The organism is Marinobacter sp. M5B, from assembly GCF_042604615.1.
GTDB classification, from domain to species: Bacteria; Pseudomonadota; Gammaproteobacteria; order Pseudomonadales; family Oleiphilaceae; genus Marinobacter; species Marinobacter salarius.
The window spans coordinates 1,844,317-1,868,658 of the sequence record NZ_CP156894.1 but is presented as its reverse complement, the minus strand read 5'-3'; the positions used below and the strand labels follow the sequence as shown (position 1 = coordinate 1,868,658).

Here is a 24,342-nt window from a genome sequence, read left to right as displayed (position 1 = left end):
CCTCTCCATGGTTGATCATAGGTCGTAGCGAATCGTCAGCATTGCGGTGCGGCCAGCGGCTATGTAAGCACTTCCATCAAAGCGCTGCGCCGTGGCGTATTCTTTGTCCAGCACGTTGTCAACCGTCAGATTGGTGGTCCAATGGCTGTCGATTTCCCACTTTGCCCGCAGGTCCCAAGTGACAAAGCCGGCAATGCGCTCTTCATTATCGGCGTCGTCGTAGCGATACCCCTGGCCTTTCACGGTGGTCCCCAGCGACACACGGCCGAAGTCCCGATCCAGATCCACCCGGAACTGTTTCGCGCTACGGCGACGAATTCGATTATCGGTCTCACGGTCACGCGGGTCGGTGACCGACGCCCCAGCCTGCACGGTCCATTCGTCCAATTCCAGGCCAGCACTCAGCTCAACCCCCCTGATGCGTGCTTCGTTAACATTGAATGGTGCGAACCGACCGTCCCTAAAGACAAATACAATCAGATCATCAGCGTCTGTCTGATAGATCGCGGCATCCCAGAACCAACGGGCGTAATTTCCGCCAATACCGAGCTCCACGCTACCTGCAGTTTCCGGTTGAAGATCCGCATTGCCGAAGTTCGGGAAGTAGAGGTCATTGAACGTGGGCGCCCGGAAAGATGTACTGTAGCTCACCCTTACTCTGTGGTTGCGATCCATATCGACACCCATGGCGATCGCACCGGTTTCCTCACGACCAAAAGCCTCGTTATCGTCGGCGCGCAAACTCAACTGAAAGTCCGTCGGACCAAAATTCAACAGGGCCTGGCCAAAAACAGCGGCGTTGGTGCGGCTGGTTTCGTCAAAGTCGGTGGTGCTGTCTACTTCATCCATCAAGAGTTCACCGCCCAAGATGTACTCATGGCGGCCGACACTGATCTGGTTCTCCCAACGGGCACTGCGGGTTTTGGTATCGAAGGTGCTGTCACCAAATTCGTCCCGTGTATCCTGCTCATCAATGGATTCGGCTAACAGGATACGGCTCCGCCAATAGTCGCTGATCGGCGCGTCCAGACGAACACCAACGGTTTGGATAGCAAAATCGGTATCACCGCCCTCGAACTCGGTATTGCCCTGGGCACGCATGAGGACAACGCCGGCTTCCCCACCGGAGTCGAACTGGTGAGCAACGGACGCCAGGGCTGAGGTGTTACGAAAGCCCTTGTCTTCGCCCCCTTCAACAATGGCCGTGCCGTCAGTTTCCAGATGGCTTGCGCTCAGACTGTATGTCATCCGGCCTTCAGTACCGGCCGTCCCGGCCACATATTCCTGGGTGTTAAAGTTGCCGCCGCCGGCCTGAACCCAACCTTCACGCCCCTTTTCCGCACTGTGAGTGAAGGCCTGGATAACGCCACCCACGGCATCGGCTCCGTACAGGTTACTGCGGGAACCCCGAACAATTTCTACCCTTTCCACCATTTGCGGCGGGAAATACTGCCAGGCAGCACTACCACTGGTGGCCGAGCGCAAACGAATGCCGTCCACCAGGAAAACCGTGGATTCGCTGCCGGTACCCCGGGTGTAGACACTGGTGTTCTTACCGAACGAGCCGTTACTGGTGATATCAATGCCGGGTTGGCCCATCAGCAGCTCGTCGAACGTTTGAGGTTGCAAGCGTTCAATCGCCTCTTCATCGATCACCGTGACCGATGAGTCACTTTCGCCCCGGGTCTTCGGACCAAGCGTGGCCGTTACAACGATGGGGTCAAGCGCCGAGACCATTACCTCTTCGTCGGCTAGCGCACTGGAAACTGGCAGGAACACAAGGGGGAGGCCGGAAAACAGAACCGGCAAAGACTTCGAACAACTCATAATCAACACTCGCTGGCAAACCACGCGCACCCGCGTGATGGTTATTGTGTTGCGGAGTTTGAGTATGAGATTGGGGAGGCAGGATACGAGTCAGGGTACGGGTGTGAGACCGACGCAACTCTCCCACCGCCGTCGCCCTCCGCAACTTCCGGTGTGCATTCAGGCCGGTCTCCGGGCTTGCGAGTGGATCAGCCGATGGGCCGGTCCGGGGCAATCACCTTCCCATGCATGACGCACAGTGGCTTTTTCGATTGCCTTTAGCTCACTTACCGTTGCGGGGGCAGCGTCGGACTTTAACCGACTTCCCGTTTTACGCTTTCCGGCGGGGATATACCGCAAAAAGCGTTACCTGAACACGGTGTTCATCGAATCGGGCGCCAAACTAGCAGCCCTTATGTGCTAAATCAATACAGATGACTTAAATACAGTGCCTGGTCCAACCGGGTCCATTCCGGTTCCGAACCGGGCAGTCCAAACCGCAGTGCAGCAGGATTCTCAAACGCCCGAACGAGGATTCCCCGCCGTGCGAGCTCGCCTGCAATGTCCGCCGCCCGGCCATGCCGAACGTATCGAAAGAGCGCAGTTCCTGCGGCTCCTTCAAGTCCGTGCCGCGACAGGCAGTCCGCCAACCGCTGGCTTTCACTGTGCAGCCGCCCCATCGTCGCCGCCTGCCACTGGGTGTCCGCCAGCGCCTGGCCCATGATAAATCGCGCAGGGCCACTGATTGACCAGGGCCCGATCACTGCGCTCAATCGGCGAACAATATCCGGGTCTCCCACCGCAGCTCCGGCCCGCAGGCCCGCCAGGCCGAAAAACTTACCCAGGGATCTCATGACGATAAGACCGGGTCTGTCGGTCGCATACCCGACACTGAGTTCCGGAGTGGCATCAACGAACGCCTCGTCTACAATCAGCCACCCACCGCGACGTTGAAGCCGCTGATGCCAGCTCAGCAACCGGTCCGGATCAACAACCTGGCCAGTGGGATTATTTGGATTGATCCACACCAGCACGTCCAGCTCGTCCAGCCAACTTTCGTCATCGTCCTCTCGCTGGTCGTTGCCAATCTCGATCACCCGATGGCCGGCAACAGCCCAGTTGTGACCATGCTCCTGGTACCCCGGAGAGGGCACACCTACCCGGCACGGCTTTCGTATACGGGGCAAGTGCATGATTGCCGCCTGGCTGCCGGCCAAGGCCATACAAGCAGCGGCGTCCGGCGCACCTACCCATTGCCTAATGAGTTGCTCCAGGCCATCGTCAGGGTCCGGCAGGCGGCGCCAGACCTCTTCCGGGATCGCCGGAACCGGCCACCCACTCGGATTGATACCGGTGGACAGGTCCAGCCATTGATCCAGCGGAATCGCCCACTTCTTCGCGGCGGCGCGTAACCGGCCACCATGTTCCAGCGGCGACAAATTCACGCTTCAGTACCCTGGTCGCGGGCCAGCATTATTCACCCGGCACCCAAAGCACATCGTCCTTACCCTGGTTGTTGGCGTGTCTGGCAAGAACGAACAACAAATCGGACAGCCGGTTCATGTATTCCAGCACCAACCGGCTGATGTCCTGCTCTTCCTGTAGCTGAGCAATGATGCGCTCAGCACGCCGCGTTACCGTGCGGGCATGGTGGAGATGCGTAGCCGCAGCATTGCCTGCGGGCAGGATAAAGGAGCGAAGCGACGGAATATCCGCGTTGAACCGGTCAATCTCCTGCTCAAGCTCAACGGTCTTGCCCTCGGCGAGCCTCAGTGGCGGGTATTTCGGGTTCTCCACGATCGGGGTGCACAGATCCGCCCCGACATCAAACAGGTCGTTCTGGATGCGTGCCAGTATCACGTCCAGTTCGTCGTCCACATGCAGCCGCGCGAGACCAATCACTGCGTTGGCCTCATCCACCGTGCCGTAGGCTTCCACACGCAGGTCATGCTTGGCGACGCGGCTGCCGTCGCCAAGACCGGTATCGCCCTTGTCTCCGGTTTTTGTATAGATCTTGGTGAGCCTGACCATTCATGTCTCCCGTGAACCGGTTCTGTCAGTATTCAAAGCCGGTCAGATTACAGGTTTTTCGCGATAGGTTCCCCATATCCCTTTCAGGGTTTCAACAATATCGCCCATCGAGGCGCCCTCTTTCACCAGTTCGATGGTGATGGGCATGAGATTGGCCGATTCGTCCTCGGCCTGCTCTTTCAGTTGCCTGAGCATGTCCTGGACTTTCTCCTCGTCGCGATTGTCCTTGACCCTATTCAGGCGCTCAATCTGCCGGCGTTCGGTTTCCGGATCGTGGGGATGGGTTTCGATTTCAACATCCTCTTCATCCTGCACGAACATGTTGACGCCGATAACCGGACGCTCACCGCTGGCCTTGCGCAGTGCGAAATCGTAGGCGGAATCGGAGATGCCCCTCTGGAAGTAGCCGTCATCGATGCACTGGAGCGTGCCGCCGAGCTCTTCCACTTCGTCGAGAATCTTCCAGACTTCCTTCTCGATCTCATCGGTAAGGTTCTCGACATAGTAGGAACCGCCCAATGGGTCCACCACCTGGGTGATGTTGGTCTCGTAGGCGATGATCTGCTGGGTTCGCAGGGCAATACGCATCGCCTCTTCCGTTGGAATAGCGAACGCTTCATCCATGCCGTTGGTGTGCAGGGATTGGGCGCCACCCAGTACCGCAGACAGTGCCTGAAGCGCGGTACGGATCGGGTTGATGGTGTATTGCGGCTTGGTCAGGGTGGCCGCGGCAGTCTGGGCGTGAAAACGAAGCCGGCTGGCCTCGGGTTTGGTGGCGTTGAATTTTTCGCGCATGATCTTGGCATAGACCCGCCGGGCTGCGCGGAACTTGGCAATTTCCTCGAAGAAGTCGGCCTGGCTGACGAAGAAAAAGGACAGGCGCGGCCCGAACTCATTCACATCCACACCCGCATCGATGGCGGTCCTGACATACTCCATGGTGGTTGCCATGGTGTACGCCACTTCCTGGACCGCTGTCGAACCGGCTTCGGAAATGTGATACCCGGAGATATTGATAGGGTTGTACCGCTTCATGTTTTCGGAGCCGTACTGGATGCAGTCCCGCACCAGGCGAACCGACGGCCGCACCGGAAATATCCACTCTTTCTGGGCAATGTACTCCTTGAGAATGTCGTTCTGGATGGTGCCCGACAGGTCATTGAGATCGTATCCCCGCTTCTGCGCCAAGGCGATGTACATGGCGTAGAGAATCCAGGCGGACGGATTGATGGTCATGGATACCGAGATCTTGGTCAGATCAATATCGTCGAACAACTCCTCCATGTCGGCAAGGGTGTCGATGGCAACGCCTTCGCGGCCCACCTCACCCTGGCTCATGGCATGGCTGGAGTCGTAACCCATCAGCGTCGGCATATCGAAGTCGATGGACAGACCGGTCTGGCCCTGGGCGATCAGGTACTTGAAGCGACCGTTGGTTTCCCTTGCCGTACCAAAGCCGGCAATCTGGCGCATGGTCCAGTTCCTGCCCCGGTACATGGTGGGGTATGGCCCCCGCGTAAACGGGTATTGCCCAGGGAAACCAATATCCTCAAAGGGCGTATTCTTCAGGTCCAGTGGCGTGTAGGTACGTTTCGTCGGCATTCCCGAGGCGGTGGTGTATTCCGTCTTGCTCTCCGGCGCCCGCTTGATAAAGGACGACACCTCGTTCTGTTCCCACTGGTCGAACTCTTTTTCCATGTGCTTGAGTGCAGCGGGGTCATACTGGTCAGTGCGCTTCATGAATGGTCTCCTTCATGGCTTTTAACAAGGTTACTGCGGCTCCATGGGGGTCCAGTTCGCGCTGGGTAACCTTCTTGAGCAGCTCTTCGGTCTGCGACCTGCTGTCACGTGCAAAATTATCCCGGACAATCTCTTCAGCAACCTTTACCACCCGGGTTAATGCAATCTGGTGCCGCCGCTGGGTGATTTCGCCGCTTTTTTCCAGGTGCTCAGCGTGACGATCAATGGCGGCCATCAGGTCCTCAAAACCGGTATTCTTTTCGGAACTGGTAGGCACCACGGGCACCCGCCAGATTCCCTCGCCCGGCTCCAGGCTCATCATCAGCATGGCCTTGAGTTCCTGAATGGTTTTGTTGGAGTCCGGCCGGTCCGCCTTGCTCACCACATGGACATCGGCGATCTCCAGAACGCCGGCCTTGATGGCCTGGATGTCGTCGCCCAGCCCGGGCGCGTTGACGACCACGGTCGTGTGGGCGGCACGGACAATATCGACCTCGTCCTGCCCCACCCCGACCGTCTCGATCAGGACCACGTCAAAGCCGCCTGCATCCAGAAGATCAACCGCATCCAGGGCTGGCCTGGCGAGGCCGCCCAGGGTTCCCCGGGTGGCCATGCTGCGGATGAAAACGCCGGGGTCGGACACCAGGTCGCCCATGCGGATACGGTCACCGAGGATCGCACCGCCGGAGTACGGGCTGGACGGGTCAATAGCAACAACGCCGACCTTGCGGCCGCTGGCCCGGTACTCATGGACCAGTTGCGTGACAAGGGTGGACTTCCCGGCTCCTGGCACACCGGTAATGCCCACCACATGGGCGTTGCCGGTGCTTTTGTAAAGCTCGGCCAGGGCTTCGCGCACCTCAGCATCACCGCCGCTTTCAACGCGGGTAATAAGTCTGGCGATGGCGCGAAGATGCCCTTCCCGCACACGTTCAGCGAGCTTCATCGAGGGTATGCGGTTAATCATTTAACCTCCTCGCTTCTGGTTGAGGCTCTGGTAAAGATCGCGGTCGTCAACCACACGCTGGGCTTTGAAGTCCGTGCGAGGAAAGGTCTCGGGGTCAACCATGACGACCCGTGCGCGCACGCCCAGTACCCGGCTAAGTTCAGCCTCTGCTTTCTCACCGAGAGATCTGATCGCATCCGGGCCCCTGCCTGCGACCTCCTGATCAAACTCCGCTTTGACAGCCAGCTCATCCATAGAGCCACCCCGTGAAATGATGATCCGGTGCTCGCCACCATAACCAGCCAGGCCTTCCAGAACTTCCGCAATGGCGCTGGGATACACGTTTTCACCGCGGATCTGGAACATGTCGTCAATCCGGCCGTAGATGCCTTTGGGCAGCCTGGGATAGGTGCGACCACAGGGATTGTCTTCCATCACCCAATGGGTCAGATCGCCGGAAACCATCCGGATCATCGGCTGGGACGTTCTCTCGAGATGGGTGTAGATCGGCGTTCCCTGATCGCCGTATGGCACCCGGCGATGGGTGTTGGGATCAGCCACTTCGGTGTAGACAATGTCCTGCCAAAGCAGCATGCCCTCGGTGTCTGCGCTACCGGAGGCATGCATCCAGGGGGTCAACTCTGCCATCGTTCCGCAGTCAACTACCTTGGCACCGTAGATCTGCTGAATCTTGTCGCGGATGGACGGAATAGAGCCGCCCGGTTCACCGGAGAAGAACAGCACCTTGATGCCGAATTCTCTCGGGTCTACCCCTTCCTCGCGGGCCACTTCCGCCAGCCTTAACGCGTAAGACGGCGTTGAATACAGCCCGGCTGGCTTCATCATTCCGAGCCAGGTTACCGCTCGCGCAGTCATCCCGGGCGCACCAGCGCCGAAGGGGAAGGCTTTGCAACCCAGTCTTTCAGCCCCGATCAACGCCCCCCATGACCCCATGTAGAGGCTCAGGATCGCCGCCACAAATACCGTATCACCGGGGCGCAACCCCATCCCCCACATGATCCGGGCATGGTTGTTGGCAATGGTTTCCCAGTCACGCCTGGAAATGCCAAAAGCGGTGGGTCGGCCGGTGGTACCAGAAGTGCCGTGAATATGATGGATGTCGCTTTCGGGACAGCAGAGGTAATCCCCGAAAGGTGGATTTTTCGCCTGGGAATCGCGCAGTTCCTGCTTGGTGACGACGGGCACTTCCTCGAAGTCTGCGAGGGTACGGATGTCATTGGCCTTTATACCGGCCTCATCCCATTTGCGCTGGTAAAATGGCGAGTGGTCGTAGGCATAGGCCATCACCTCGCGGATGCGCGCAACAATCAACTCATCGCGTTTTTCCGGGTCCATCGTCTCCCGGTCCCGGAACCAGTAGGGACTGTTCGTATCCGGAAAATAGTCGTTGCGATAACTGGGGGGAAAATTCCACTCTTCCATCGGAGACTCCTGATATTGTTATTGGTTGTCGTCTGAGGAAATCTGCGGCCACGGCCCTGACTATCGGGCACCTCGATCTGCGACCATTTGCCGGAACGAATCGATGATTTCTTGCGGAGGAGTGTCCTGAAGAAGAATCTTGTGGACGCCCATCTGGTAGAGTTCTTTGACATCGTCGTCGGGGATGACACCGCCACCGGCAACGATCATGTCTTCAGCTTCCTTGTCTTTCAGAAGCTCCAGTACCTTGGGGAAAATGTGCATGTGCGCACCGGACAGCAGGCTGATGCCGAGGATGTCCACGTCTTCCTGAATGGCAGCGTCCACGACTTCTTCAGGCGTGCGATGCAGTCCGGTATAGACCACATCCATGCCGGCATCACGCAGAGCACGAGCGACCACTTTAATGCCGCGATCGTGACCATCCAGACCGATTTTTGCCAACATTACCCGAATCACAGCTGCATTTTTGTCATTGTTTTGCATCGCGTTCTCCTTGGATTAACTAATCGTGCTCCCGCTTCTTTTCAGGGGTTCACGGCAGATTTGAATCTCTTTCTGAAGCCATTTTGATGCGGTTTCCACATGCTCTCTGGCAAGTGTTTCAGCAGTCCGTGCATCACCGGCCAATACCGCGTTCAGTATTGCCTCGTGCTCTTCCCAGATCTGTTTCTGGTTTTTCTCGACAATGAGAATGTCACTCATGACGCGCCTTACGTGGTTCCAGTGCGCCTCCATTGAGTCAAGGATGAAGGTGTTACCCGCCAGCTCGTAGATGAAGCCATGAAAGCGCATGTCAGCATCGATCAGAGCGGGGAGATCATGTGCTTTCCCTGCCGCGAAACCTTCGGCAATGATGTCCTCACCTCGCTTTCGCGCCCCGGCATCCACTCGCTGGGCGGCAAGCCCGGCACTCACCAGATCGATCCCACACCGGAATTCGTACAGCTGCGCCACAAAACTCTCATCAAGCACCGACACCATCAGGCCCCGACGCCCTACCGCTGACAGAAACCCGTCATCACGCAGACGCTGCATAGCCTGGCTTACCGGCAACCGCGAGACATCAAGTCTCTCGGCCAGCGTCTCTTGTGTGACCCGCTCACCCGGCTTAAGCAAACCTTCAACGATCGCATTGACCACAGAGTCGTAAATCAACTCCGGCAGGTTTTTCTCGGTTTGAATTTTTTTCATTGATCGCACCCCACGACGCAACTCCTTTTTGTCGTTTGCATACAGTATTCACCATGTAATACCTGATCGATTTACAAGCATATTAGACCTTTGTCTAACACTTGAGCATTCAGGGACACATAAAACGTCAGCGGGCCCAAGAAATGGGCCCGCTGATAAACGCGAAAAAAAGAGGAGAACTCGAAAGGAGGGGTCAGGAGACGCTGGTCAGCGTTTCGGCGGCGGCTCCAGCAAATCAATACCGGCGTCGTAAACCGCATTGAGGAAATCCACCAGAACGACCGCAGACAGGCCCCATATCTGATAGCGTTCCCAGCGATAACAGGGGACATAGAAGGTATTGTTGAGGAAGTTGAGCGGATCTGTGCGTTCTCGATTGTCGTCCAGGAAAAACTCAACGGGCACCCGGAAAATACTATCGATTTCCGCAGGATTGGCTTGAAGAGGGTGATCGCCGGGTATCACCCCTACGTAAGGCGTTACGAGAATCTGATGCAGCGACATGACCTGGCTCAGCGGCGCAATCAGTTCCACCTGGTCTGGTGGCAGCCCGATTTCCTCGTGGGTCTCGCGCAGCGCGGTATCGGCCAGGGAATGGTCTTCCGGATCGCGCCGCCCGCCTGGGAAAGACACCTGCCCCCGGTGGGTACTCAGGTTTTCCGACCTCAGGGTAAACACGATTTCAGGGTTTCCGTGGTCATTGGTGACCGGGACGAGTACGGCTGCTTCGGGGTAATCCAATGTCAACAAACGGGGTACATAGCCTGACAGGCGTTTGGTGAGAAGATCGCGCAAAACACGGCTCCGTTAAGACTTCTGACTGTTGAATGAGACACCGGCAGCGCAGATAGTTACACTTGCTACCAACACACATTTGTCCAGTATATGGTGAAACAGATGAAATACTGCAGCACATGCGGCCATCCTGTCGAACAGCGCATCCCCCAAGGCGACAATCGCCACCGCTACGTGTGCATCAGTTGTGAAACCATACATTACCAGAATCCCCGCATCGTCGCCGGTACGGTTCCCGTCTGGAAAGGGCGGGTTCTGCTATGCCGCCGCGCTATCGAGCCCCGCTATGGTTACTGGACGCTGCCTGCAGGGTTTATGGAAAACTCGGAAACCACCCTCGAAGCGGCCACCAGGGAAACCCGGGAAGAGGCGCTTGCAGAAGTGACGGTGGACAATCTCTACACCATCATTCATGTGCCACACATTGATCAGGTACACATGTTCTATCGCGCCACCCTCACCAGCGAAGACTTCGGGGCCGGCGAAGAGTCGCTGGAAACCCAGCTGTTTGCGCTGGAAGACATTCCCTGGGATGAGCTGTCGTTCCCCACTGTCCGTCGCACCCTTGAGCTCTATGTGGAAGACGTTCGCAATGAGCACTTCCCAGTGCATGTGGACGACATTCGGTACCGGATGGGGCCTCGTGCCTAAATATCCACGCCTGGCCGCCGCTACAGCGCTTCCATACGAAACACCTCATAGGCGGGCTCTTCATAGGGATGCGCCTGTTTCAATGCTCGAAGTGCCGCCTGAATAAGGTCGTCCTTGCACACCAGCTCAACGCGGAATTCGTCCACACGCTCAATTTCCCCTGCCTGGCCCAAAAAAGGCTGGCTGCCATCCAGCGGACGAAACTGCCCCTGACCTTTACATTGCCAGGCACAGCAATCGTAATCTCCAATACGCCCGGCACCCACTTCAAAAAGGGCGCTTTTGGTCGTTTCAAGATGACTCTCAGGCACGAAATAACACATCTTGTACATTCGTCAGATCCTCCCTTGAACACCGTTGTGTCAGAACAGAATCGGGCCATTCCGACACCCTTCCAACGGATAATTTTTGTACAGATTAAGCATTTAGCTACTTACCCACAGAATCTGTGGATAACTCTGGGGAAAGTTTTGGGGAACATGCCCCCATCCCCCGGAATTACTGCACTTTTGTTAAATTGGCGACAAATTCACCTACTTAATTAAGTTCTTATATTTCATATAGTTATAGTTGTCGAACAAAAAATGAACCTAAACCCAGTGCTTTGTGCACATTGCACACAGCATGGCACCAGGAATGTGCATAAACCGTTTGAGTCAAGGGGATTTTCGCACTTATAAACAAAAATTTCCCTTGAAAATTCTTGAAAACTCCCGTCGCCAGAAACAAAAAAGCCGGCCCTGGATGAGTCACCTTTATGGTGCGTCCGGGGCCGGCTTTTTTAGCTCAGGCTATGGCTTTAGCTGAACCAACGCCTCGCATTACGGAACATTCGGATCCATGGCGCGTCTTCACCCCAATCGGCAGGGTGCCACGAAAGCTGGGAGGTTCTGAATACCCGTTCGGGATGGGGCATCAAGATGGTGACCCGTCCATCCCTTGTGGTCACACCGGTTATGCCCGCCTCAGATCCGTTAGGGTTCCATGGGTAACGTGTGGTGACCTCGCCGCGGTTATCCACGTAGCGCAGCGCGATCAGCTCGCTATCACTCAATTGGTCTGCAGACGTTCCAGCCGGGAACTCAACCCTGCCCTCACCATGGGCAACCGCTATCGGCATCCTGGAGCCGGCCATGCCTTCCATGAACGCCGACGGAGAAGCGGGCACCTCCGCCATCACCAGCCGGGCTTCGAACTGCTCCGACTGGTTACGTACGAAACGCGGCCAGCCTTCGCTGCCGGGAATCAGTTCGTGCAGGTTGGACAGCATCTGACAACCGTTACAAACGCCAAGTGCCAAGGTGTCCTGACGGTTGAAGAATGCGGCAAACTGATCACGAACCCGATCATTGAACAGGATGGACTTGGCCCAGCCCTCACCTGCACCCAGAACATCCCCATAAGAGAAGCCACCACAGGCAACCATGCTGTTAAACCCTTCCAGGGAAACCCGGCCGGAGAGCAGGTCACTCATGTGAACATCCACGGACTCGAACCCGGCACGGTCAAAGGCGGCGGCCATTTCAACCTGTCCATTAACACCCTGCTCCCGCAGCACCGCCACCCGAGGACTGGCCCCGGTGTTGATGTATGGCGCGGAAACATCGTCGTTGAGGTCGAACGTCAGTTCCGCGTGAAGCCCCGGGTCACTGCTGTCCAGCAGGTTGTCGAACTCCTCCTGAGCGCAATCGGCGTTGTCACGGAGCGACTGCACGCGATAGCTGGTTTCCGCCCAAAGACGCTGCAGGTCCGCCCGCGGTCGGGATATGACCGACTGTCCCTCAAAGGTATAGCGGATGTGGTCGTCCTGGTTGACGGTACCGATTACCGAGGTGTGGTCACCAAGACCCGCTGCCGAAAACTGCTGTAGTACAAACCCGGTATCCTCCCGACGAACCTGGATCACGGCGCCAAGTTCCTCGTTGAAGAGCTCACGAGCGAACTGGGACGCATCTTCCGCAAGACCATCGAGTTTGATGTCGATACCGGTGTGCCCGGCAAAGCTCATCTCAGCCAGGGTGACGAACAGGCCACCATCCGAACGGTCATGATACGCCAGCAGCTTGCTGTCTGCGTTCAGGCCCTGGATAACCGCGAAAAACGCCTTGATATCTTCCGGGTCGTCCAGATCCGGTGCTACCGCACCTACCTGCCGGTAAACCTGTGCCAGTGCTGAACCACCGAGGCGGTTCTGTCCCGCCGCAAGATCAACCAGAATCAGATCCGTATCGCCCGCATCTGTCGCCAGCTGAGGGGTCAATGTTCTGTCCACATCCGTCACCGGTGCGAAACCGCTGATGATCAGCGACAACGGGGCCGTAACACTTTTTTGCTCGCCGCCATCCTCTTCCCAGACCGTCTTCATGGACATGGAATCCTTGCCCACCGGAATGGTGATACCCAGTGCAGGACAAAGCTCCATACCAACCGCACGAACGGTTTCATAGAGGTTTTCATCCTCACCCGGGTGCCCTGCCGCGGCCATCCAGTTGGCGGACAGCCGAATATCCGACAATTTGGCGACAGGGGCGGCCGCCAGGTTGGTAATCACTTCGCCCACTGCCATGCGCCCGGATGCAGGCGCATCGATAACCGCAACCGGTGTGCGCTCACCCATGGCCATGGCTTCGCCTGTTTTCACATCAAAAGACGACGAGGTAACCGCCACATCACTGACAGGCACCTGCCAGGGGCCCGCCATCTGGTCACGCGCGACAAGCCCCGTGATGGTCCGGTCACCAATGGTGATCAGAAAACTCTTTGAGCCCACCGACGGCAGCCTCAGAACACGGCTTACCGCATCGTTCAGATCAATTTTTGTGGAATCAAATATGGGCTTAGTGAATGAGGAGCGTGACACGCTGCGGTGCATGCGGGGCGGCTTGCCGAACAGAACGTCCATCGGCAGATCAACCGGGCGGTCGTCGAAATACGAATCCCCGAGTTCCAGATGGTGGGCCTCGGTGGCTTCGCCGATCACCGCATAGGGGCAACGCTCACGGCGGCACAGGGCATCAAACTGTTCAAGGTTCTCCGGCGCCACCGCCATCACGTAACGTTCCTGGGATTCGTTACACCAGATCTCCAGGGGCGACATGCCCGGCTCGTCGCTGGGAATGTCACGCAGTTCGAAACGGCCACCGCGACCACCGTCCTTGACCAGTTCCGGCATGGCGTTGGACAGGCCGCCAGCTCCCACGTCATGAATAAAGCATATGGGGTTGTCGTCGCCCATTTGCCAGCAACGATCAATCACTTCCTGGCAGCGACGTTCCATTTCCGGGTTATCCCGCTGGACCGACGCAAAGTCCAGGTTCTCGTTGCTGGATCCGGAATCCATGGACGATGCAGCGCCGCCGCCCAGACCAATCAACATGGACGGGCCGCCGAGGACGATCAACTTGGCCCCCACAGGAATATTGCCTTTCTCCACATGGTTCGCCCGGATATTACCCAGGCCGCCAGCGATCATGATGGGCTTGTGATAACCGCGTACCTCTTCGCCACCGGCACCGGGCGCCACTTCCTCAAAGGTCCGGAAATACCCGGCGAGATTGGGACGGCCGAACTCATTGTTGAAGGCAGCACCGCCAATGGGACCTTCAATCATGATATCCAGAGGCGAGGCAATTCGTTCCGGCTTCCCGTAACCAAGTTCCCAGGGCTGCGGGTCATTCGGGATGTTAAGGTTGGATACCGTGAACCCGCTGAGGCCCGCCTTCGGCTTGGAACCACGCCCGGTTGCCCCTTCATCACGGATCTCACCACCAGAACCGGTTGCAGCACCAGCCGCCGGCGCTATCGCGGTCGGATGGTTGTGGGTTTCCACTTTCATTAGGATATGGATATCTTCCTCATGATAGCGATACACACCGGTTTCGGGCTCCGGGAAGAAACGCCCCCCACAGCTGCCGGCGATGACCGACGCGTTGTCCTTATAAGCGGAAAGCACGCCCTCGCTGTTCATCTCAAAGGTATTGCGAATCATCGCAAACAGGGATTTCTCCTGCCCTTCGCCGTCGATATCCCAGGAGGCGTTGAAAATCTTGTGGCGGCAATGTTCTGAGTTGGCCTGCGCGAACATCATCAACTCAACATCGGTGGGATCACGTTCCAGGTCCGAGAAGGACTTCACCAGGTAATCGATCTCATCTTCAGCCAGCGCCAGGCCCAGTGAGCGATTGGCATCTACCAGTGCCTGACGCCCACCAGAAAGCACCGGAACTCGGTTAAGGGTGCGCGGCTCGTCGGTATGGAACAACAATTCCGCACCGCCCATCTCGTGGAAGACTTTCTGGGTCATGCGGTCGTGAAGCAACGCCGCAATCTTCTCCCGCTGCTCGAGGCTCAGCTTGCGGTTGGCTTTCACGTAATAGGCGATACCCCGCTCAATCCGCCGAATCTGCCGCAGGCCACAGTTGCGGGCGATGTCCGTCGCTTTGCTTGACCAGGGTGAAAGGGTGCCCGGGCGCGGAACCACCAGGAAAAGCACGCCATCAGGCTCTTCAGCGGAAACACTGGGACCGTATGTCAACAGGCGATCAAGTACCGCCTGATCGGATTCGGACAGCGGGAACTCAAGATCCGTGAAGTGCATGAACTCGGCATACACATGTTCCACCGCAGGCACGATGTCCTGGAGGCGAGTATGCAGCTTGCGGGAACGAAAGGGCGAGAGCGCGGGAGCGCCGCGAAGTTCAAGCATGATCAAAACCTGTACGCGCGAGACTGGGAGCCGGTGCAGCATCCTGTGTTCCGTATCGACGGAGTACAAGGCAAACAGGAAAAGGCCGGCCATCTGAAAGGCCGCAATGATACTTGAAACACGCACCGGGATACAGCGTCAAAAGGTTATAAACCGGCCGCTATAATTTACATTGTTTTGCACATTAACCGAGCAGATTCATTGACCACCCCAGTATGACCGGGGATCATTACAGTTGAGCCAGGGAGGCTCCGTATTGAGTGAACATCGGTTAAACTCTCCAAAGCTGTGCTGGCATGCCACTTGCTGCTTTTTTCAGTAACGCAAGAAGTGCGAGCGAGGTAGCAGGGAGTGATCGGACATCAGGGGAAACACCGTAACACTCAGCGTCCTGCATCAAGGGAGTTCAGGAATTTGCCTAAGAACCGTCGTCAGCCGTACACGGCCATCGCGAAATACACCTGCCTACTGTCAATAATCCTGACAGTTGCAGGATGCTCAAGGCCAAGTACTCTTCAGGAGATCCGTTCCGAGGGTGTGCTCCACGTTATCACCCGGAATGCGCCATCGGTTTATTTTGAAGGCCGTGATGGCCCCACTGGTTATGACTACGAACTGGCGCGCCTGTTCGCAGAGGACCTGGGCGTTGAGCTCAAGGTTCGCGTTGCGAAGGACAACACCAGCGTGCTGTCGATACTCGATCAGGACTACGCCCACATCGGTCTGGCAGGGCTATCCTCGCGCCCCGATTTTCAGCAGCGCTACCAGAAGGTTGCCAACGGCATCGAAGCCGAATCCGTGGTGGTCTATAACCGCGAAGTTGACCGCCCGGAATCCCTGGAGGATCTTGAGGGGCAGACTATCCATCTGGTGGCGGACAGCAATCACGAACACCAATTGGAACAGTTCAGCGCCAACAACAGCGGCCTGCAGTGGACCATGCACGCCGGCCTGGACGCGGCTGGCATCCTCTCACGCGTGGAGTCCGGCGAGTTCCCGCTGGCCATCGTATCCTCCAACGAACTCGAGCTGAACCATGTGTTCTTCCCGAAGGTCAAGAGCGCGTTCAGCCTCGGAGAGCCCGAACCATTACTGTGGCTCTTTCCCAGCGAGCAGGACCAGAGCCTGGCCAATGCCGCCGAACAGTTTATTCAGGAGCTGCGGGACGACGGCACACTGGCGCATATTTCCGAGCGATTCTACGGTCATCTCGACCGCCTGGACTATGTTGGCGCGCGGACCTTTGTTCATCACGTGGAAAACCGCCTGCCCAAGTACGAAAGCCTGTTTCGCGATTACGCCAAGACCTACGAACTGGACTGGCGACTGCTGGCCGCCATGGGCTACCAGGAGTCCCACTGGCGCCCTAATGCAGTCTCGCCGACCGGTGTTCGCGGACTGATGATGTTAACGCGGAATACAGCCAGCCATATCGGCATCAATAATCGCCTCGATGCCGAGGAAAGCATCCAGGGTGGCGCAAAGTATTTCACCATCGTGCATAGCCGGGTCCCCGATCGCATTCCCGAACCGGACCGGACCTGGTTTGCACTCGCCTCCTATAACGTTGGCTGGGGGCACGTGGAGGATGCCCGCAGGCTGACCGAAGGGGCCGGCAGAAACCCTGACCGCTGGATGGACGTCAAGGAATTCCTGCCTCTGCTAGCCCAGAAGGAATGGTATTCCAAAACGCGGTTTGGCTACGCCAGGGGGCATGAACCGGTGATTTACGTTCAGAACATACGCCGCTACTACGATTTCCTGGCCTGGCTGACGGAGCCAACAAAGGTAGCGGAAACTGAGGAAAAGCCCTGGTTCAAAGAGTTGGAGGGTATGGAAAAGATTGTCGGCCCCGTCGATGGCAAGGAAAACAACAGCGACATCAGGGCGTCGCTGCCAGAGGAATTCGGTTTCGTCCCACCAACGCTATAGCCGTTGCTCAAGCGCGTTTTCCACGTGCTCGGAGAAAAACCCCCGACGGGCAAGAAAGCGGGCCTGGCGAGCTTTTTCATCCCAGTCATCGCGGATATCGCTGAGCCCGAACCGCTTCTCCCGAAGCAGCGTCGCCCGGTCGGACCAGTCCGTGTCGTTCATTTCCCGGACGCAGGACGGCGGCTCCTGGATACCCCTTTGCTGGAGTTCAGCCTGGATTCTCAGCGGCCCGTAGCCCAGATCCATCCGCTGCCGGGCATAGACCTCCGCGAATCGCTCATCACTCAACCAACCTTCGGTTTCATAGTCGTCCAGAACCTGCTCAATAACATCCGATTCGATCTTCCTCTGCTTGAGCTTAAGCGCGAGTTCCAAACGGCTGTGCTCCCGTCTGGCGAGCAGTCGCAACGCGGCGGAACGCGCCTTGTGGTCCTGATCTTCCGGATTTGATGCTTTTCCCATTCAGACTCTTCCCGCAAATGCCGACAAAACGCTAGACTAGCCCCCACCTAATACAGCTGACCGTTCAATTCCATGGATCGATCAGCTGACGTACCCGGCACCCGGAACTCCGGACAACGCCGATGGCTGGTGCCTGCTTACTTTGCCGGCACCGGGAACTGGTTTCAATATCAAAGGATAACCCCATGGCCGCATTCATCCAGAAACTGTTTGGAAATCGCAAAGCAACCGCGACTGCCGTTACCCCTCGCAAGGAAGCTACGAAGGAAGAGGCCGACAAGACAAGCAGGCAGGATGACCAACGAGAGCTGCAGGCAGAAGCACTGAAAGCCAACCCGTCCGAAGGCGAACTCGAGGAACTGGCCATTGGCGGCCTGACAGCAGGCATACGCAGCGAGGCGGCGGAAGCACTGACAGAAAAAGCCACCCTGCAGCGCGTCCAGAAGCTTGCCAAAGGCAAGGACAAAGGGGTCTATCAAATCGTTCGCCAGAAGCTGCAACGTATTCGCGACGACGAAGATCGACAACGAAAACTGGCCGAAACCATTCAAACCATCGTGCGTCATGCGGTTGAGCAGGCCCGCAGCGACGACACGAAGTTGTTTGAGGCGCGTCTGGACGCACTCCTCCAAAAGTGGGCTGATGTGGAAACTCAGGCCTCACAGGAACAAACCACGGAGTTCCTGCAGGCTGTTCACCAATGCCGCGAACGGCTGCGCGAGATGCAGGCCGAAAAGGATCAGCTGAGGCATCAGCAAGAGCAAAAGAGCCAACGGGCGGAAACGTTGTCCTTACTGGAAGACACCCTTGACGAACTGAAACATCAGGATCCGGACCTGGAACCCTCCCTGGCCTCCCTGGATGCCTTGCAGAAAACCCAGGAGAACCGCTGGCTGGAAGCCACCCGGGACACCCAGGTGGAGAAACAGGAACAGAAAACCTACGAGAACCTGATGCAGTCGCTGCGGAGTTATATATCCGCAGTCAAGCGCCTCGGCCAGCACCGCGACGAGATCATGGCACTGCAGGCCACCGACAGCAGTGACACCGATGATAGCAAGCAGACCGATCAAGCCAGGGTGATACTGGAAACCGTCGACTGGCCCCGCGATTTCAGGCGCCCCACCTTGCTGGACGCTCTGAATCGCCTTGCGGGAAAACCCCGCCCTGCAAAAACCAACAAGCCAGACTCGGAAGAACAGAAGGCCTTGGCTGATTCGCTTCGGCAGGTGTTGGATAAGCTGGAGGAAGCTCTCGAATCCAAGCAGTTGAAGGAGTCCCGCCAGCACTTCAAGGCCGCACAACAACTCGCAAAAGGCCTTGATCATCGCCACGGCAAATCACTGCAACCACGAATGCACCTGCTCGGAGGCCAGCTTCGCGAACTGACAGACTGGCAGGGCTTTGCAACGCGCCCGAAACAGGAGTCGCTCTGCGAACAGATGGAATACCTGGCAAACCAGCCCATGGAACCGGAAGCCAAGGCTGAGCGAATCAAGGAACTGCAGAATGAGTGGCGGGGTTTGGGAGGTTCTTCCGATCGCGACTTGTGGTCACGGTTCAAGCAGGCCTCGGATCAGGCGTATGAGCCCTGCAAGGCCTATTTCTCTGCCAAGTCCGGGCTGAAACAGGCAAACCTGGAAACCCGCAAGACGATTTGCGATCAGCTGGGCACATTCCTCGACAACGCCGACTGGAATAACATTGACTGGAAAGCGGCCGAACGCATACACCAGACCGCACGTGAAGAGTGGAAAGCGGCCTGGCCCGTGGAATTTCGCGACAATCGCCCGGTTCAGAAACGGTTCGACGACCTGCTGAAACAGCTCGAGGCGCCGCTGGATACCGAGCGTAAGAAGAACGAAGCTCTTAAACAGGGCATTGTTGAGCGAGCGGAAGCCCTGATTGAACACGAGCCCCTGGGCGATGCCATGAGCCAGGCGAAAGCCCTGCAAACTGAGTGGACGAGCATTGGCATTACCCGACACCGCGAAGACCGAAAACTGTGGCAAGCGTTCCGCAAAGCCTGCGACCAGATCTTCGCGCGAAGGGATGCCCGCAAGAATGAGCAGGAACAGCTTTCCCGTGAGGCGGATGAAAAAGCGGGGCCGGTGCTTGAAGCCTGCCAATCGGCGGGCTCCGATAGCAGCCTTGATGTGCTCAAAGCGACACTGGCTGAACTTGACTCGCTCAGAAACGAGCCATTGTCTGCGGGCAGCAAAGAGCGAGTCAACCAGGAACGCAGTCGCCTTTCAGGGCTGGTTTCGACCCGCCAGCTGCAGGATCAGATAGATACCTGGAAAACTTGGATCAACGCCCGGAGTTCAAGCACCCTGAACAGCGAGGCACTGCCACAGCATTGGGCCGGTCTGGCTGCCGATGTGGGCCAGCCAGACCCGGTAGAACTGGTGATTCGGGCGGAGATACTGGCGGAAGTGCCGTCACCGGCTGAAGACCAGGGCCGTCGCATGGAAATTCAGGTACAGCGACTTGCCGAAGGCATGGGCAACGCTTCTTCGGACAGCGACAAGTCAAGGCAACTGGAAATGCTGGTTGCCAACTGGTGTGTGGTTCAACCAGTGGATGTTGTCAGTGAGCCCCTGGCTGAACGGCTTGGCAAGGCGTTGGAGGCTGTACTGCGGGAGAGCTAACCATCGCGCTGATGGCTTTTCATTCCCGCTGATGGCTCTTTTATTCGCGCTGATGGCTCTTCACAAACTCCCTGGCCTCCCGAACGGCGGTCAGGGCCTGTTTTTTCATGGTTTCGAGTTCGCCGTCGGCGAGGTAGAACATCATATCGATGCTGTGGCGGTAATATTTGGCTGGTAGCCGATTCAGCGCCACACACATCACGTCGGTCAGGTAGTCCTGGCTGTCACCATCCCCTCTTGTTTCATCAATGGCTTCCGCAACCAGCGGCTCGTAAAAGTTATCGATGGCATCTCTCAGGGACATCGCCTTGCTCCTGCTTGTGATGGGTACCTGTCTACACCATAGAACCCTACCCTGAAATTGTCATGACCGGATTGAGCAGTTTCGCCAATTCGATTGGCAGTGCTCGTCATTACGCTTACCCGTCAGGACCCGCTATGGTTACCCTTCGCGATGCTATTACTGAGTCAACGACCAACAGAGGACAGGAAATGACCACCGAAGCCTATATCTTCGATGCGGTTCGTACGCCCCGGGGGCGCGGCAAGAAAGACGGTGCCCTGCACAGCGTTAAACCCATTACCCTGCTGACCACCGTTCTCAAGGCGCTACAGGAGAGAAACAGTCTGGACACCGCCCAGGTGGACGACATCGTTATGGGCTGCGTGACCGCGGTTGGCGACCAGGGTGCGGATATTGCCAAAACCGCCGCCCTGGCCGCGGACTGGGACGAAGTTGTAGCCGGTGTCACCCTGAACCGCTTCTGTGCATCCGGCCTTGAGGCCGTCAACCTGGCGGCGATGAAGGTTCGTTCCGGGTGGGAAGACCTGGTGGTTGCCGGCGGTGTTGAAGGCATGTCCCGTGTCCCCATGGGTTCCGATGGCGGTGCCTGGGCCACGGACCCGGCCACCAACCTGCACACTGGCTTTATGCCACAGGGCATCGGCGCGGACCTGATTGCGACACTGGAAGGCTTTAGCCGGGAGGATGTAGACGGGTTTGCGGTGAAGTCACAACAAAAGGCCGCCAACGCCTGGGAAAAAGGCTATTTTTCAAAGTCCATCGTTCCGGTTACCGACCAGAATGGCGTGATGATCCTGGATCGTGACGAGCATGTACGCGGCAACACCACGGTGGAATCCCTGTCCAGCCTCAAGCCCTCGTTCCAGATGATGGGTGAAATGGGCTTCGACGGCGTCGCCCGGGAAAAATACCACTACGTGGAGAAAATCAATCACGTACATCATGCCGGCAACTCCTCCGGTATTGTGGATGGCGCCACGGCGCTCCTTATTGGCAGCGAAGCCAAGGGCAAGGCCATGGGGCTCAAACCCCGAGCACGTATCCTGGCCACAGCGGTCACCAGCACCGACCCCACTATCATGCTGACCGGCCCTGCCCCGGCGGCTCGCAAGGCGCTGGAAAAAGCCGGCATGACAGTCGACCAGATCGATTTGTTCGAAGTAAACGAAGCGTTTGCCTCCGTGGTGATGCGCTTCCAGAAGGAGTTGTCGGTTCCGGACGAAAAAGTGAACGTGAACGGCGGTGCTATCGCCATGGGCCACCCACTGGGGGCCACTGGCGCTATGATCCTGGGCACCCTGCTCGACGAACTGGAGCGGAGAGAACTGCGCTACGGCCTGGCCACCCTGTGTGTGGGTGGCGGAATGGGTATTGCCACCATCATTGAGCGCGTCTGAGCCGACGACTGATTCTGAGAGGAGAACCAACTATGAGCGCCATTCACTACGACCTGGGTTCAGACCAGATCCTGACCCTGACCATCGACATGCCCGGCCAGTCCGCCAACACCATGAACGCCGATTTTCGAGCGGCACTGACGGAGACAGTGGGCAAGGTTAAAAGCGATCTCGACAATATCCGCGGCATTATTGTCACCTCCGCCAAGAAAACCTTCTTTGCCGGCGGTGACCTGAAAGAGCTGTACAAAGTAACCCGGGAGGACGCCGGTGCCTTTGAAGACATGGTCAACGGCATGAAAGCCGAGATGCGCGTCCTCGAAACCAGCGGCAAACCCATCGTGGCAGCCATCAATGGCTCTGCCCTCGGTGGCGGTCTGGAAATCTGCCTGGCGTGCCATCACCGGGTTGTTCTGGACGAAGACAAGATTCAACTGGGCCTTCCGGAAGTCACCCTTGGACTGTTGCCCGGTGGCGGCGGCACTCAACGCCTGCCCCGTATGATCGGTTTGGAAGCGGCCTTCCCCTTCCTGATGGAAGGCAAAAAGGTAAACCCAAAAGCGGCGCTTAAGGCCGGCATTGTTAATGAACTGGCCTCGTCCACCGACGACATGATGGCCAAGGCACGGGCCTTTATCGACGCCAATCCAAAGAGCCAGCAGCCTTGGGACCAGAAAGGCTTCAAGTTTCCTGGCGGCGCGCCTCACCACCCCGCCATGGCCCAGAAACTGGCTATTGCGCCGGCAATGCTCAAGCAGAAAACCAAAGGCTGCTACCCCGCCCCGGAGCGTATCCTGTCAGCCGCCGTGGAAGGTGCCCAAGTGGACTTCGACAATGGCAGCCTGATCGAAACCCGCTATTTCGCGGAACTGGTTATTGGTCAGGTCGCCAAGAACATGACCGGCACTTTCTGGTTTCAGCTTAACGCGGTCAACGCCGGCGAAAGCCGCCCGCAGGGTGTTGAGAAGGAAACCTTCCGCAAAGTGGGCGTCCTTGGCGCCGGCATGATGGGCGCGGGCATCGCCTACTCCACCGCAACCCGAGGCCTGGATGTGGTCCTCAAGGACGTTTCCACGGAAAACGCGGAAAAAGGCAAGGCCTATTCCGAGAAACTGCTGGCGAAAAAAGTCAGCCGTGGGCGCATGACGGAAGAACAGAAAGCCGAGATATTGAACCGCATTAAGGCCACTGGTTCCGCGGACGACCTGGAAGGATGCGATCTGGTCATCGAGGCCGTTTTTGAAGACAGCAACCTGAAAGCAAAAGTAACCCAGGAAGCGGAAGCGAAACTGGCCGGGAACGGTCTCTTTGCGTCCAACACCTCCACCATTCCCATTACCCAATTGGCCAAGGCCTCGGCTCGGCCCGAAAAATTCATTGGGCTGCACTTCTTTTCGCCGGTGGACAAGATGCAACTGGTGGAAATCATCGTGGGTGAGAAAACATCTGACGACACCCTCGCCCGCGCCTTTGATTACGTCCAGCAGATCGGCAAGATCCCCATTGTGGTCAACGACAGCCGCGGGTTCTTCACCTCACGGGTGTTTGGCACCTTCGTCAATGAAGGCATCGCCATGCTGGGTGAAGGTATCCATCCGTCCAGCATCGAAAACGCAGGCGTATTGGCCGGCATGCCGGTCGGCCCGCTGGCGATTTCTGATGAAGTCAGCATGACCCTTATGCAACATATCCGCGACCAGAGCAAAAAAGACACGGAAGCGGCCGGTCAAACCTGGAACGCGCACCCGGCGGAAGCCGTCATCGACCAGATGGTCGGCAGCCACGACCGCAAGGGCAAGGCCGCCGGTGCCGGCTTCTACGAGTATCCGCAATCCGGGAAAAAGCACCTCTGGCCGGAACTGGACACACTGTTTGTCGATCGGGAAAAAGCCCGGAACACGGACCTCCAGGAGCTGAAAGACCGCATCCTGTTCATCCAGGCCATCGAAACCGTACGCTGCCTGGAAGAAGGCGTACTCCGGACCGTTGAAGACGCCAACATCGGCAGTATATTCGGTATTGGTTTTGCCCCCTGGACCGGCGGTGCCATCCAGTTCATCAACCAATACGGTGTCAGAGCCTTTGCAGAGCGGGCAAAAGTCCTGGCCGAGCGCTTTGGTGAGCGATTCAACCCACCCCGTCTGTTGCTGGACAAGGCAGAACGCAACGCGGTCTTCGAGTAATCAACCCCATCCCTTGCCGGAGCTGCACCTGCGCGCTCCGTCAAGGGGGTCACCAAAGGTTTCTCGCTGGCTTTCCGCCGGCCCCCGCGTTCACAAATCTGA

Annotated in this window: 18 protein-coding genes and 1 riboswitch; of the genes, 5 read left to right on the top strand and 13 right to left on the bottom strand. The window is 57.5% G+C overall.

The annotated features are described in order from the left end of the window. Window positions 1-15: 15 nt before the first annotated feature. The 9 genes from AAGD24_RS08405 to AAGD24_RS08365 form a co-directional block, all read right to left on the bottom strand. A complete protein-coding gene (locus AAGD24_RS08405) occupies window positions 16-1,827 on the bottom strand; it encodes a TonB-dependent receptor plug domain-containing protein (protein ID WP_379867091.1) in 1,812 nt (603 codons plus the stop codon). A 144-nt stretch (window positions 1,828-1,971) separates the two neighbouring features. Next, a riboswitch (cobalamin riboswitch) is annotated at window positions 1,972-2,180 on the bottom strand. A 51-nt stretch (window positions 2,181-2,231) separates the two neighbouring features. Then, complete coding sequence (gene cobD, locus AAGD24_RS08400) at window positions 2,232-3,251, bottom strand: threonine-phosphate decarboxylase CobD (RefSeq protein WP_379867090.1); 1,020 nt, start codon at window positions 3,249-3,251, stop codon at window positions 2,232-2,234. 28 nt (window positions 3,252-3,279) lie between these two features. After that, the gene (locus tag AAGD24_RS08395; protein WP_036206502.1) at window positions 3,280-3,837 is read right to left on the bottom strand and encodes a cob(I)yrinic acid a,c-diamide adenosyltransferase; all 558 of its coding nucleotides are present in this window, start codon (window positions 3,835-3,837) and stop codon (window positions 3,280-3,282) included. Window positions 3,838-3,879: 42 nt separating this feature from the next. Further along, complete coding sequence (locus AAGD24_RS08390; RefSeq protein ID WP_075194588.1) at window positions 3,880-5,577, bottom strand: methylmalonyl-CoA mutase family protein; 1,698 nt, start codon at window positions 5,575-5,577, stop codon at window positions 3,880-3,882. After that, entirely contained in the window at window positions 5,564-6,544 is a 981-nt protein-coding gene (gene meaB / locus AAGD24_RS08385) for a methylmalonyl Co-A mutase-associated GTPase MeaB (protein WP_379867088.1), read from the bottom strand. The genes AAGD24_RS08390 and meaB overlap by 14 nt, the downstream gene beginning before the upstream one ends. Further along, window positions 6,545-7,966, bottom strand: a complete 1,422-nt coding sequence (locus AAGD24_RS08380) for a phenylacetate--CoA ligase family protein (protein ID WP_036206496.1) — start codon at window positions 7,964-7,966, stop codon at window positions 6,545-6,547. Between the two features lie 60 nt (window positions 7,967-8,026). Beyond that, complete coding sequence (locus AAGD24_RS08375; RefSeq protein WP_007151650.1) at window positions 8,027-8,452, bottom strand: cobalamin B12-binding domain-containing protein; 426 nt, start codon at window positions 8,450-8,452, stop codon at window positions 8,027-8,029. A 15-nt stretch (window positions 8,453-8,467) separates the two neighbouring features. After that, complete coding sequence (locus tag AAGD24_RS08370) at window positions 8,468-9,160, bottom strand: GntR family transcriptional regulator (protein ID WP_379867086.1); 693 nt, start codon at window positions 9,158-9,160, stop codon at window positions 8,468-8,470. Between the two features lie 207 nt (window positions 9,161-9,367). Continuing rightward, entirely contained in the window at window positions 9,368-9,955 is a 588-nt protein-coding gene (locus AAGD24_RS08365) for a CoA pyrophosphatase (RefSeq protein ID WP_007151652.1), read from the bottom strand. Between the two features lie 102 nt (window positions 9,956-10,057). Between AAGD24_RS08365 and AAGD24_RS08360 the strand changes: the two genes are divergently transcribed. Then, window positions 10,058-10,606: an NUDIX hydrolase gene (locus tag AAGD24_RS08360; RefSeq protein WP_036206490.1), complete on the top strand. Its 549-nt coding sequence runs from the start codon at window positions 10,058-10,060 to the stop codon at window positions 10,604-10,606. A gap of 20 nt (window positions 10,607-10,626) precedes the next feature. Here AAGD24_RS08360 and AAGD24_RS08355 read toward each other — a convergent pair whose 3' ends face one another. Together AAGD24_RS08355 and purL are read right to left on the bottom strand one after the other, a co-directional pair. Further along, window positions 10,627-10,938 carry a YqfO family protein gene (locus tag AAGD24_RS08355; RefSeq protein WP_036206488.1) on the bottom strand — a complete coding sequence of 104 codons (312 nt, stop codon included), beginning with the start codon at window positions 10,936-10,938 and terminating at the stop codon, window positions 10,627-10,629. Between the two features lie 467 nt (window positions 10,939-11,405). Beyond that, window positions 11,406-15,311 (bottom strand): phosphoribosylformylglycinamidine synthase, encoded by a 3,906-nt coding sequence (purL, locus tag AAGD24_RS08350; RefSeq protein WP_379867083.1) that lies wholly within the window; start codon window positions 15,309-15,311, stop codon window positions 11,406-11,408. Between the two features lie 537 nt (window positions 15,312-15,848). Here purL and mltF point away from each other — a divergent pair. Continuing rightward, entirely contained in the window at window positions 15,849-17,243 is a 1,395-nt protein-coding gene (gene mltF, locus AAGD24_RS08345) for a membrane-bound lytic murein transglycosylase MltF (protein WP_319830334.1), read from the top strand. Here the strand turns inward: mltF and AAGD24_RS08340 are convergent. After that, the gene (locus tag AAGD24_RS08340) at window positions 17,238-17,705 is read right to left on the bottom strand and encodes a regulatory protein RecX (protein ID WP_379867081.1); all 468 of its coding nucleotides are present in this window, start codon (window positions 17,703-17,705) and stop codon (window positions 17,238-17,240) included. The two genes, mltF and AAGD24_RS08340, sit on opposite strands and share 6 nt — an antisense overlap. A gap of 185 nt (window positions 17,706-17,890) precedes the next feature. On the opposite strand from AAGD24_RS08340, the gene AAGD24_RS08335 reads away from it, so the two are divergent. Next, entirely contained in the window at window positions 17,891-20,356 is a 2,466-nt protein-coding gene (locus AAGD24_RS08335) for a DUF349 domain-containing protein (protein ID WP_379867079.1), read from the top strand. A 40-nt stretch (window positions 20,357-20,396) separates the two neighbouring features. On the opposite strand, the gene AAGD24_RS08330 is transcribed toward AAGD24_RS08335, so the two are convergent. Beyond that, window positions 20,397-20,660, bottom strand: coding sequence for a late competence development ComFB family protein (locus AAGD24_RS08330; protein WP_041334642.1), 264 nt, complete (start codon window positions 20,658-20,660; stop codon window positions 20,397-20,399). A gap of 188 nt (window positions 20,661-20,848) precedes the next feature. Here AAGD24_RS08330 and AAGD24_RS08325 point away from each other — a divergent pair, with 188 nt between their 5' ends. Next, complete coding sequence (locus tag AAGD24_RS08325; RefSeq protein ID WP_075194607.1) at window positions 20,849-22,057, top strand: acetyl-CoA C-acetyltransferase; 1,209 nt, start codon at window positions 20,849-20,851, stop codon at window positions 22,055-22,057. Window positions 22,058-22,089: 32 nt separating this feature from the next. Further along, complete coding sequence (locus AAGD24_RS08320) at window positions 22,090-24,240, top strand: 3-hydroxyacyl-CoA dehydrogenase NAD-binding domain-containing protein (protein ID WP_036206475.1); 2,151 nt, start codon at window positions 22,090-22,092, stop codon at window positions 24,238-24,240. Window positions 24,241-24,342 lie beyond the last annotated feature (102 nt).

Coding starts and splice junctions, on each gene's coding strand:
- AAGD24_RS08405 (WP_379867091.1), bottom strand. CDS start 1,827: ATGAGTTGTTCGAAGTCTTTGCCGGTTCTGTTTTCCGGCCTCCCCCTT.
- AAGD24_RS08395 (WP_036206502.1), bottom strand. CDS start 3,837: ATGGTCAGGCTCACCAAGATCTATACAAAAACCGGAGACAAGGGCGAT.
- AAGD24_RS08390 (WP_075194588.1), bottom strand. CDS start 5,577: ATGAAGCGCACTGACCAGTATGACCCCGCTGCACTCAAGCACATGGAA.
- meaB (WP_379867088.1), bottom strand. CDS start 6,544: ATGATTAACCGCATACCCTCGATGAAGCTCGCTGAACGTGTGCGGGAA.
- AAGD24_RS08380 (WP_036206496.1), bottom strand. CDS start 7,966: ATGGAAGAGTGGAATTTTCCCCCCAGTTATCGCAACGACTATTTTCCG.
- AAGD24_RS08375 (WP_007151650.1), bottom strand. CDS start 8,452: ATGCAAAACAATGACAAAAATGCAGCTGTGATTCGGGTAATGTTGGCA.
- AAGD24_RS08370 (WP_379867086.1), bottom strand. CDS start 9,160: ATGAAAAAAATTCAAACCGAGAAAAACCTGCCGGAGTTGATTTACGAC.
- AAGD24_RS08360 (WP_036206490.1), top strand. CDS start 10,058: ATGAAATACTGCAGCACATGCGGCCATCCTGTCGAACAGCGCATCCCC.
- AAGD24_RS08355 (WP_036206488.1), bottom strand. CDS start 10,938: ATGTACAAGATGTGTTATTTCGTGCCTGAGAGTCATCTTGAAACGACC.
- purL (WP_379867083.1), bottom strand. CDS start 15,311: ATGCTTGAACTTCGCGGCGCTCCCGCGCTCTCGCCCTTTCGTTCCCGC.
- AAGD24_RS08340 (WP_379867081.1), bottom strand. CDS start 17,705: ATGGGAAAAGCATCAAATCCGGAAGATCAGGACCACAAGGCGCGTTCC.
- AAGD24_RS08335 (WP_379867079.1), top strand. CDS start 17,891: ATGGCCGCATTCATCCAGAAACTGTTTGGAAATCGCAAAGCAACCGCG.
- AAGD24_RS08330 (WP_041334642.1), bottom strand. CDS start 20,660: ATGTCCCTGAGAGATGCCATCGATAACTTTTACGAGCCGCTGGTTGCG.
- AAGD24_RS08325 (WP_075194607.1), top strand. CDS start 20,849: ATGACCACCGAAGCCTATATCTTCGATGCGGTTCGTACGCCCCGGGGG.
- AAGD24_RS08320 (WP_036206475.1), top strand. CDS start 22,090: ATGAGCGCCATTCACTACGACCTGGGTTCAGACCAGATCCTGACCCTG.